Source organism: Sinomicrobium soli, assembly GCF_003285545.1.
Lineage (GTDB): Bacteria > Bacteroidota > Bacteroidia > Flavobacteriales > Flavobacteriaceae > Sinomicrobium.
In genome coordinates this window covers 1-10,855 of sequence record NZ_QLNV01000028.1, presented here as the reverse complement: position 1 = coordinate 10,855, position 10,855 = coordinate 1, and the positions used below count along the sequence as shown (strand labels likewise).

The 10,855-nt window shown below is 38.4% G+C and carries 12 protein-coding genes; 1 reads left to right on the top strand and 11 read right to left on the bottom strand.

The genetic code is table 11. The features are described 5' to 3' along the window. On the top strand, positions 1-459 hold a 459-nt coding region (locus tag DN748_RS18695; protein WP_146746656.1), incomplete at its 5' end, for an integrase core domain-containing protein. 113 nt (positions 460-572) lie between these two features. Here DN748_RS18695 and def read toward each other — a convergent pair. The 11 genes from def to mobC form a co-directional block, all read right to left on the bottom strand. Continuing rightward, positions 573-1,157, bottom strand: coding sequence for a peptide deformylase (gene def / locus DN748_RS18690; RefSeq protein ID WP_112373365.1), 585 nt, complete (start codon positions 1,155-1,157; stop codon positions 573-575). A gap of 110 nt (positions 1,158-1,267) precedes the next feature. Further along, on the bottom strand, positions 1,268-1,834 hold the full coding sequence (locus DN748_RS18685) for a Crp/Fnr family transcriptional regulator (RefSeq protein ID WP_013632699.1): 567 nt from the start codon (positions 1,832-1,834) through the stop codon (positions 1,268-1,270). A gap of 188 nt (positions 1,835-2,022) precedes the next feature. Beyond that, on the bottom strand, positions 2,023-2,874 hold the full coding sequence (locus DN748_RS18680) for a class I SAM-dependent methyltransferase (protein ID WP_112373364.1): 852 nt from the start codon (positions 2,872-2,874) through the stop codon (positions 2,023-2,025). A 42-nt stretch (positions 2,875-2,916) separates the two neighbouring features. Next, positions 2,917-3,300, bottom strand: coding sequence for a VOC family protein (locus DN748_RS18675; RefSeq protein WP_112373363.1), 384 nt, complete (start codon positions 3,298-3,300; stop codon positions 2,917-2,919). 73 nt (positions 3,301-3,373) lie between these two features. Further along, the gene (locus DN748_RS19465; protein WP_112373362.1) at positions 3,374-4,036 is read right to left on the bottom strand and encodes a helix-turn-helix transcriptional regulator; all 663 of its coding nucleotides are present in this window, start codon (positions 4,034-4,036) and stop codon (positions 3,374-3,376) included. Positions 4,037-4,048: 12 nt separating this feature from the next. Further along, the gene (locus tag DN748_RS18665; RefSeq protein WP_112373361.1) at positions 4,049-5,314 is read right to left on the bottom strand and encodes an IS256 family transposase; all 1,266 of its coding nucleotides are present in this window, start codon (positions 5,312-5,314) and stop codon (positions 4,049-4,051) included. Between the two features lie 258 nt (positions 5,315-5,572). Then, a complete protein-coding gene (locus DN748_RS18660; protein ID WP_112373360.1) occupies positions 5,573-6,106 on the bottom strand; it encodes an AAA family ATPase in 534 nt (177 codons plus the stop codon). A 109-nt stretch (positions 6,107-6,215) separates the two neighbouring features. Further along, positions 6,216-6,695 carry a GNAT family N-acetyltransferase gene (locus tag DN748_RS18655; protein ID WP_112373359.1) on the bottom strand — a complete coding sequence of 160 codons (480 nt, stop codon included), beginning with the start codon at positions 6,693-6,695 and terminating at the stop codon, positions 6,216-6,218. A 40-nt stretch (positions 6,696-6,735) separates the two neighbouring features. Further along, positions 6,736-7,641, bottom strand: a complete 906-nt coding sequence (locus DN748_RS18650; RefSeq protein ID WP_112373358.1) for a DUF6268 family outer membrane beta-barrel protein — start codon at positions 7,639-7,641, stop codon at positions 6,736-6,738. A 17-nt stretch (positions 7,642-7,658) separates the two neighbouring features. Continuing rightward, positions 7,659-8,177: an HD domain-containing protein gene (locus DN748_RS18645; RefSeq protein ID WP_112373357.1), complete on the bottom strand. Its 519-nt coding sequence runs from the start codon at positions 8,175-8,177 to the stop codon at positions 7,659-7,661. A gap of 94 nt (positions 8,178-8,271) precedes the next feature. After that, on the bottom strand, positions 8,272-10,281 hold the full coding sequence (gene mobC / locus DN748_RS18640) for a conjugal transfer protein MobC (protein ID WP_112373356.1): 2,010 nt from the start codon (positions 10,279-10,281) through the stop codon (positions 8,272-8,274). Positions 10,282-10,855: the final 574 nt, after the last annotated feature.

Below are 10,855 nucleotides of genomic sequence, written 5' to 3'. Positions count from 1 at the left end.
TTAGACATCGTTCGTTTTGTGGTCAAAATTAGAACACTATACTATACCGGGAAAGATGTACTTAGACGGACGGATACAAAAGAAGAAATAGGAACGCCCAAATATGTCAGATGTGACAACGGTCCAGAATTTATATCCAAGACTTTTGTAAACTGGTGCAAAAAGAACTTTATAGAAATTAAATATACCCAACCTGGAAAACCGATGCAGAATGGATACATAGAACGCTTTAACCGTTTCTTCCGAGAGGATATATTAGATGCGTATTATTTTAATGACATCTATCAGTTACAGAAGATAAGCGATAACTGGAGAGAAGACTACAACTTCAACCACCCGCATAAATCTCTTGGGAATAAATCCCCAAAAGAATATATGCCTAGATTTGATGAAGAATTTAAATTCTTCATCAAATCTGAACTAAATAATAATTATTTATCGAATTTAGCGGTGTCCTAAAAGAGGGAAGGCTACAATGTTATACGTCCCAATTTTGAAATAGTTATCACGTCATCTATGTCGGCTTTTCTAATATTTATCATAAGTAAGTATGTTTAAGATGGCTGCTTTTTCTATCGTATAAAGTTCATGGGATAGGTCGGTACAATTTGACCTTTTAGGATTTTTTGAAGTTTGGAAGCCATAAGCCTTTTTGTCAAAGGCTTGAGATAATCGAGATAGAGAACTCCCTCGGTATGGTCGTATTCGTGTTGTATCATTCGCGCGGTCGTTCCACTGAATGTACGGATTTGCTTTTCAAAATTCCGATTATAATATTCAATCGTTATCGCCCAATTCCGCTTTACTTTGTAGAATAAATTTGGAATACTTAAACAGCCCTCTTCGTCATCCCAAAGCTCTTCAGACCGTTGGATGATTTTGGCATTGATGAAAGTTTCCATTATGCCTTTATCATCTTGGGGGAAATAAAACTTTCTGTCTTCTTCTCCGAGGCTATCAAAAGTTGATTTACTGTCCACGATAAACAATCTAACCGGAAGTCCTATCTGTGGTGATGCCAATCCGCAACCATTGGCATTTTCCATAGTTTCCCACATATCGGCAATTAATTTATCCAATTCAGGATAATCCTTTTCGATGTCGTTGCATTTCTGTTTTAAGATATGGTGTCCGTATGCTAAGATGGATCGTTTCATTATTCTTTGGATTTTTCAACAAATTTCCAAAGAATAAACATGGTAGGCAATGAACCTATGTTAAGTATTTGCGCACGGATTCCGTTGATTTTCAACGATGTTCGTGATTGCTATGCAATTTGCCTGCGTATCCGGCTCAAAGCCTGTGGTGTTATCCCGATATAGGAAGCAACGTATTTTAACGGAATGAATTTTAAAATATCAGGTTGCTCATTGAACAGGTTTAGATACCGTTCTTTGGCTGTATGTTTTAAAAGCGACAATTCTCTTTTGCTTTTTTGCAAAAACAGTTTCTCCGACACAAAACGCCCTAAATAGTTTCCTGCTTTGGTCTCTGCATATACTTTTTGCAAATCATCATAAGATATTTGCCAAACCACGGTTTCCGTCAATGCCTGCAATTCGTATTCAGATGGTGTCTGGGTCAGGAATGAATTGTAAGCACAGGTAAATTCTTTATCAAAACAGAAATTAAAAGTCAGTTCGTTTTCATCATCTGGAATATAAAATCGAACGATGCCTGTTTCTACAAAGGAAAGGTATTTTTCTGTTTCGCCCTGTCGTGTGATGGTTTCGTTTTTGGCAAAAACCCTCCTGTCAAAGTGGGAAGCTATAAATTCCCATTCTGTTTCCTGTAATTTTAGTATCCGCTCGTAGTATTCTCTGATGTGCCCCATAAAAATATTCTCTTTTTAGTCTGTCTTTAAAGAAAGGAGATACAAATTTAGCATTTTTATAATAAACCGGTTTTTGTGCGGATATCTCATAACTATGTTAACCTACGGTAAAACACCAGCAAAAACATTACTTTCAGCCATTTTATATCACTACATATTGGTTGCAAGGAACTATTCTTTTTCATGTTTTATAAGGTCTTTGCCACTAAAAAAAATTCTCCGCTTGCTGGTAGAAGGTTGTCGGTTCTGTTCTTAAAGTATTTTTCCGTCATATCTTTTGTGGAGATTGTCTGTATTTCTTTTAAACCTACTTTTTCAGCGAGTTTTATAATTTCTTCAACCGAAAAAAAACTTACAAAAGGAGTACCTGAAGCTGCCGCTCCTTTTATCGACATTTCCATTAATGGCTTGTCTTCTTCATCAAGTAATTCCAATGGCAGATAAAAGGCCATTGCAATAGTAGAACCAGGTGCAAGCAAAGTCATTTTTTTCAGTGTGTCGGTAATCGCTTCTTTGGTAAGATAAAGCGTAACACCGATACAAGATACAAAAGCCCTTTGTTCAACATTAAAACCTTTATTTAATAGCTCGTCCCACCAAGATGAGATTTCAAAATCGACAGGTACAAAGTGAAGATTGCCGAGGATTTTATAGCCGTTTTCAATCAGCTTTTCTTCTTTCCAAGTCAAAGTATCGTGCTGGTCAATTTCATAAATATCAACATAGGAACTTATGGCCGTGTTCCGTTGGGCAAAACTATCCAATCCTGCACCAAGCAAAACGTATTGTTTTACTCCTTTTTCAATTTGCTCTTTAGCTATATCTTCAATAAAACGTGAACGGGCTACGATAGAAGCCCGCAGCCGTTTGGTATATTTCATGTCAGGACGTTCCTGCCAATCATCATCAGGTGCAATTAACTTGAATCCTATTTCATCTTCAAGTATATGAGGTTTTGCATCTGTCTGAACGTGTAACGCTCTCCATAATGCGGTTCTTACTGCGGTATTATCCGGCTTTATGACTTTATCTCTTCCCATTTCCTTATTTTATTATTAATATCAAGCGTAATTATAATGAAGCTATTTTTTAGCATGTAATCCAATCATATTCCCCTCTGTATCTTCTATTAAAGCAATAGAACCAAAATCCCCCACGTTCAACTTTCGACGAATAACTTTTCCACCTGCAGCTTTAACACGGTTTAATACTGTATTGATTTCTTCGGTTGCAAAATAAATTAAAACACCGCCAATACCGGGTTTTGCTTCATCCATTCTAACAAGCGCACCGCCAATCTCTTGCTTGTTTTCACTGCTTTCAAAAATGGCATATCTCATTTGGCTGTGTCTTTCATTGTTCACTGTCGTTTCATTAAATCCGCAGTCAAATACTGTTGTGTAAAATTTCTTTGCCCTGTCAAAATCGGATGTATAAATTTCAAACCAATCAATTACTCTTTTCATTTTAAACTGTTTTTGATTAATTCAACAAAGTTAAAGTCCCCAGTTTTTTGAAAATTGGATAAAACCGACAGTACTAAAACTTCAATTCCGGAAAATTGGGCAATTGTTCGTTTGCATTAAGAAGAAATGACTTTGGAGTCGTGCCTGTAAAATATTTAAAATCTCTGATAAAATGAGATTGGTCAAAATAATTCTCTAAATAGGCTATTTCCGTAAGAGCATTAAAGTTAGCCGTTCTTAGCGTTTTTAAAGCTGACTGAAAGCGACAGATTCTTGAATACAACTTTGGGGAAATGCCTATATATGATTTAAACAAACGTTCCAACGAGCGTTCTGATATTTTCAAATCGGCTTGCACCTGTTTTAATTCCTGACCTTTTTGAAACTGGTTTAACGCAAATTTTACTTTATCATTTTCACCTTTACAGTCTGTTGTTTGTTGTAAGAAAAAATGTTCTAAAACCGCTATTTTTTGTTCTAATGTTTGTGTATTTAGAAGTTGGTCATTTATAGTGGTTTTAACTAAATCATTGATGTCAGTGTGTCGTTGCGTTAATTCAATTGCTTCGATTCTGACAACAGATCTTAAAGCTGCGGGTTGGAAACTGACGCCAATATTTCGAAAACTACCCGTTGCCGTAAGCTGTGAGTACTGAGTAGCTTGCCCAAATAAGAAAGATTGGGATAATGTTTGCTTGTCTTTATCGTAAAAGACCGTGGGATTTTCCTGAAAAATCGGGGCTGTAAATTAAACTCTGTCTGATTGTCCTCCCCTTCGGGGGGTACCCCCCGAAGGGGAGGACGCCAAATCCAGGGGGATCCGGTTCCCAAATTTAATGTATAATTGCTGGATGGTCAAACTCCAATTTTGCAGGGGGCTGGTCCATTTCTTCTCGATATTTTTGGTGGCCAGGTACACCAGCTTCAGCAGGGCCATATCGTTGGTAAATGCCCCTTTAGTTTTAGTGACCTTGCGTACCTGTCTATGGAAGCCTTCCACGGCATTGGTGGTGTAAATGATCTTGCGAATCGGTTCGGTGTACTCAAAATACTGTGAGAGTTCTTCCCAATTACGCTGCCAGCTCTCGATCACTACAGGATATTTTTGACCCCATTTTTCTTCCAGGTTCAACAGTTCGTCTTCGGCCACCTGTTTATTGGTGGCCCGGTAAACCCGCTTTAAGTCTTTTAAAAATTCCTTTTGATCTTTGGAAGCGATATACTTCAAGGAATTACGGATCTGGTGTACAATACACTTTTGCACCTGGGTCTTGGGGAAAACGCTCAAAATCGCTTCTGTAAACCCTTTAAGGTTATCCGTGCAGGCGATCAGGATATCTTCCAGTCCACGCTGTTGTAAATCCGTCAATACCTGAAGCCAGAAGTTGGCGCCTTCACTCTCAGAGATATACATCCCCAACACTTCCTTATAACCTTCTTTGTTAACCCCAAGGATATTATATAATGCCTTGTGCTCGATACGTCCATCTACCTTAACCTTGTAGTGCATGGCATCTAACCATACGATGCAATACAGGGGCTCTAAAGGACGGTTTTGCCAGGCTTTAACCTCGGGGATGATTCTATCGGTAATTTGGCTTAATACCGTATGAGAGATATCGGTATCGTACATCTCTTTGATGTGGGCAGAGATATCCCGGTAACTCATTCCGAGGCCGTAAAGCCCTATGATCTTATCGGAGAGCTGATCGGCAAGAATGGTCTGGCGCTTTTTCACAAGGACAGGTTCAAAGCTACTTTGCCGATCTTCGGGGGTATCAATATCAAAACTACCAAAACGGCTCTTAAGCGTCTTTTTACCCTTACCATTACGCTTATTGCCTTTGGTACGCTCCTGATCATCCAGATGGGCATCCATCTCTGCTTCCAGGGCCTTCTCGATCACGTTCTTTAACATCGGGGCTAAGGCGCCACCTTCCCCGAAGAGGTTCTGTCCCGACATGAACTGTTCAAGGATCTTTTTCTCTAAATCTGATTGTGCTTTGTTGCTCATAATTACTGTCTGAATAAAATTAACAATTAAAATCTATTCAGACAGAGTTCAGTTTACACCCTCGAAAAATCATACCCGGTACGCCCTCGGGAATTATTTTGAATTTTCCAATAAAAGCAGTGCTCGTATTTTCCATTATAAAGAAAAAACGAATATGTTTTCGGAGGGGTGGTACAGGCTGTATTATTTTGATATCCATCCTGATGTTTTCTAACAAATTTAGCAAAATTAAGTACAATCATCCCAACCCCTCCGTGTTTATATAGATACAATTTCCAATTGATTCTCTTGTTCGGGAATTTGAAAGCCATCTATATATTTGTTTAGGATGGAATCTGTAATCGGAAAAGCGGCATTTGCCTCAAAAGTTTTATTTCTAATTTTCTGTCTGTTTTTTATTGCCGAAATAGGAGGGTTCATATAAACAAGAAACCACTTTCCGTGGTTTGTTTCCACTATCCGCTTAAACTCATTACGCTTTTCTTTTTGCCAAAAGCTGAAGTCTACTACTATATTCCGTTTGGATTTTAGAAGTTCCAAAAACTGAATAAACAGTGCCTTTTCTGCTAAAGCTGATAGCTTATCATATTCTTCTTCAGCATAATCTATTCCGAACTGACCATAGTTATTCCATATTTCTTCATCGACCGATAGCCTATGAAAACCATAACGTTCTAACTGTTTTGCGAATGTGGTTTTTCCGGATCCTGACAGTCCACACATGAGAACGACTTTTGGTGTATGCTCACAGTTTAGAATTAAGTCGGACACTTCAGTTTCTGTATATATCATATTATAATGGTCTTTTTTAGTAAATTTCTCGTTAAACCCATAACAAGTTTTACATTATCAATTGTTATCGGTGGCTATTACACTTCCACGTTATGGGCAACTGGCTTTTCTACGTTTCGATTATACTTTTTTCCATTACAACAGTCTTATGGCTTTTATAATCAACTTTTTTTATTTCTTTCCAGCCATTACTTTTGTAAAAGGACTCGGCTGTAAACGTATAAAGATAAATCTTATTGATTTTATTTGCCTTTGCGTTCCGTTCAATGAATTCTAATAATTTCCGTCCAAATCCTTTGTTCCGATATTCAGGCTGAGTATAAAGCAACGCAATCCATGGTTTAAATTGTTTCAATTCAGGAAGTTTATTGTAGATATTGACATTGTTACAAAGTCCACCTGTTGCGACTAATTCTCCATCAATAGTCAATATTGCTTGAAAAATTGTATCGTAACTGGGTTGATTTGATAATCTTTTAATGGTCTTTTTTATCGGTGTATTCCATTCGCTAAAGTACCAATCTGCAATTTTGTCTATCGAAGTTTTGTCGTTTGGGTAAAGTTTACTAATCTTAATTTTAGACTTCATTTTTTGTTTAATTTTTTAGCTTGTTATCAGCCTATATTATTCATAACACTATTTTTAACTGCGTAGCAACGTAGGGCGAAGCCTTAAAGTAGTACTGTTGTTTTTTGAATATACTTTTTATCGTTCTTTCAGTCATTTGCGATGGTCTCCAAGCGTTAACTCCGGCCGTGACATTTAAGAATATGTTGTCGCCAATTTTTATCTCTGGACGAACGCCTCCTATTATATAAGCATGCGAGAAAATCTTATCTTTTCCATCTTGTTCTAAAAGAGCTGTTTGTCCATTCATCTCCCCGATTACATTTAATCGGAAGATGTTGTTCAGGTCATATCGGAAACACATTTCCAAGCCGTCCAAAACATTGATTTCAACATTATATTTCCTTTCCATTTTCCAATTGAGATAAAGTGCTGGAAATAACATCGGATATCCAAAGGAGTTATTGATAGCAGCTCCTACCCCTAAGTCCAAGTTTGACCTTAAATGATATATGAATACTGTTCCGATACTACCAAGTGTGTTTTTGAATCTTATTTGGGAAAACTCCGTACTCGGCATGTATGTGCCTCCACCTATACTTGCCATAATTGACCATTTATCGTTCAAAGGACGTAAATGATTTAGATTCAAGCCAACATTCATAATTCTATCCGTTACTATAGGTTCGTCAAAATTACGATTGTTTAATCGCGCCTGTGCAAATCTTCCGCTTATCGACCATATCGTAGGACGATTCTTTTCATTTAGCTTCACCGACAGAGGAATGTGTACATCCGCTTGATAAATTACTGCGGAACCTTTTGCATCTCCCACTTTTTGATAGGTTTTACCGTCGGTCTTCCTATAGCTTGATTCTCCTAAATACTCTGTTTTGACTTGTATCTGTATTTGAGCAACTATATCATAACACGTGAATGTCAGGAAAAATAGAATAATAAATTTCATTACCAAATTTCCCCTGATTAACTGTATTTACATAAAGCAAGCGCCTTACCCGCTTGTGTTTTGATTTTTTTTGAAACAAACTGTCTTAAGGTTTCTGTGTCCTTAGTGCAATCCATAACTTGCATGTTTTCAATAAGGTCTGCCTCCCAAAGAATCTGAAAATCTTTTCCATCTATTTTTTCAGGCGTGTGATGGTTTCCAACTATATAACATACTCTTTCAATTACGAATGGTTCATAATCATGTTCACTTAATATATTTCTTGCAATTGGTACTCCTTCCTGCTCTTGGAGATGTCCCCCCATTGATCCATATTTGCGTAATGCTTCCACAGAACCTATGTCGTGTAAAACAGCACTTAACTCTATAATACAACCAGTCTGACTGTCTACATTTTCTCTTTCAATAATCGTCCGTGTATTTTCTAACACCTTCATTGTGTGATCGACGCCATATGGTACAGTTCTGAAAATATTTTTCATCTCTTTGATTACTTGGTCTAATTTCTCTGATTCTCCTATGTCCTTATATTTCATATCACATTATTTTCTGCTAAGGTCTCAAGAATAGAAAAATCAGGCAATGAACCTATGTTAAGTAATCTCTTTAGTGGTTGAAAAAACTTTTGGTTTACGTGTCAGCACAATCTGTGTTTAACAAATGCTGTAAATCGGGGTCGTTCTTAATCCGCTCCATTTCACTTTCTACAATATGCACAACGTCCGCTTTGACCTGCCTGTAATTGGCTTCAATGACCTGCTTCATATTGTCGTTGCCGTTTTCATCGGCAAAGGATAATATATGCGGTATCTTCTTATAGGCTTTGGTTTCGGCAGAAACCTTTTCGTTATCCACGACAATTTCAGCATGAAATATTTTCTGCTCTATACGCTCATCAAAATTATCTGAAACAGACCCAACAAACATTCCCTGTGTCAAGGTAGATATTTTGGATGCAGGTATAAGCGTGTCCAATTGGGTGGATATGGATGTCGATTTATCATTGCGGTTAATGGTGATGCTCTGACGTTTCTGCAAAACCTTTCCAAAGCGTTCAGAAAGTGTTTTTGCTGTCTCTCCAACAACCTGTCCACTAAAAATATTACCGACCAAATTCTGTATAACCTTGCTTTCCTTATCTCCGTAATCCCTTGTTAACTGCGAATAGTCTTGGATGCCAAAAAGTGACGAAATCCGATTGGAACGTGCCGTACTGATAAAATCCAAACCCCTAAAATAAATGGTGGGCAATTCGTCTATGACAATGGAACTTTGAAGCTGTCCTTTCTTATTGATGAGTTTTACAATCCTCGAATTGTACAATCCCAAAGCGGACGAATAGATATTTTGGCGGTCGGGGTTATTGCCCACGCACAGGATTTTTGGCTCTTGGGGGTTGTTGATGTCCAGTGAAAAATCATCCCCCGTCATTACCCAATAAAGCTGTGGCGAAATCATCCGTGACAATGGGATTTTTGCCGATGCTATCTGCCCCTGCAACTGGTCTTGCGCTCCGCCCTGCCACGCATCCATGAAAGCCGACAGGTAGTTTTCAAGTTCGGGATATGAGGTCAGTATCGTAAATACGTCTGCATATTTTTTATTCAGTAATTCAATAGCGTGTGGGAACGTGCAATACTTTCCGTCTTCATAGATTTTCAGAAACCAAATGATGGAAGCAAGCAATATAATTGGGCTTTCCACGAAAAAATCCCCTTGCTTCAAAATCCACGACCTGTTGAGGTTTAACATGATGGTGTAAGAGGCTTCGTAAGCATCGGAAATATCCGTCATAAAGGCAGGGCTTAGGGGATTGCATCGGTGGCTACGGCGTGGGTCGTCAAAATTGATAACATAAAACTTGGGCTTAACCTTATACTTCTCGGAGTGTTTCAGCAAATGGTTGTAGGCAATGGTGGACAGGTCGTCAAACTTGAAATCGTAGATATACATCGCAAACCCCTTTTCGATATGTTGCTTGATGTAGTTGTTTACGATGGCGTAGGATTTTCCGGAGCCGGGAGTACCAAGTACAATCGAAGCCCGAAAAGGGTTTACGATATTAATCCATCCATTGTTCCACTTGCCTTTGTAAAAAAACTTTGTCGGAAGATTGACCGAGTATTCATTTTCTATCAGACGGGTTTCCTGTTGGAAGCTCTCGTTTTCATTATTGAAAACATCGTCCATCAGATTGTTGCGGAGTAGTCGGCTCATCCATACCCCTGCCATGAGCAAGGCTATATATCCCAGACTTGTTGTAAGTATGTAAAGGAATGTGGCAACCTCTGCCGACAGTTTTAACAACGGTGTGTTCAGAAAGAACAGCACAAAGCCGATAACTAAGGCGGTGTAAATCTTAGACCATGTTATCTTTTCATTCTTTACACCCTTAGTGCCGAGACAGCTTAACGCCAACAACAACAATGCAAAAATCTTGGTGTAAAGGGTGTGGGTAAACAGCCCTGCGGTACGGTTGAAATTGGTCAGTATCTTACCGATAATTTCCAGTGCCCATCCACGTTCGGCAAAGAACCCGTAACAGAACCAATAAAAGTGCATCAGTACCAAAAGAATACTTACAGCACGCATAAAAGCCATGATTTTGGCTAATCCTCTCAAATCATCTTCTCCCTGCATAACAAAAATTTTTAGTGATGCAGGAAATTTAGAGGCTATTTAAAAGGGCTTATCTAAAGCGGTGTCCGATGGCTTTTGGTGGCTTTGTTTGACAGTATTTTAAAACCACAAAGACCAAGATGTTAATCCTGGTCTTTGATTTATTCTTTTCTGAGCAGTGCTTTCCCTTTTTAGACGGGCGCCGTTATGACAGTTTACTTGCCCATAACCGTTATGGATTGACGTTCGTTCGGAAATTCATTGCGAACTTCCACGCCTGAACGTTGGAACGACAGGATGCTAAGACCTCTGTTGAGTTATTTGTCGGATTTCTACACGTGGATAACCTTCCTTTAATGCTAAAGTAGTTATTCGAGTTACAAACTCTGTTTTCGCCTTTGCATATGCTTCCTGAGATTGAAAATCGGTTCCCTGAATTTTCGCCGCAATGCATTTCTTCAAATCTTCATATTCTTTCGCTATTTTGAGTGTTCCCGTAGATAATCTCTAAATGCCAATTGGATATTTCGGAGTGACCATGCCACGGATTTCGGAGGCATAGTGCCACCTGGAAAGATACTACAATGATATAAAA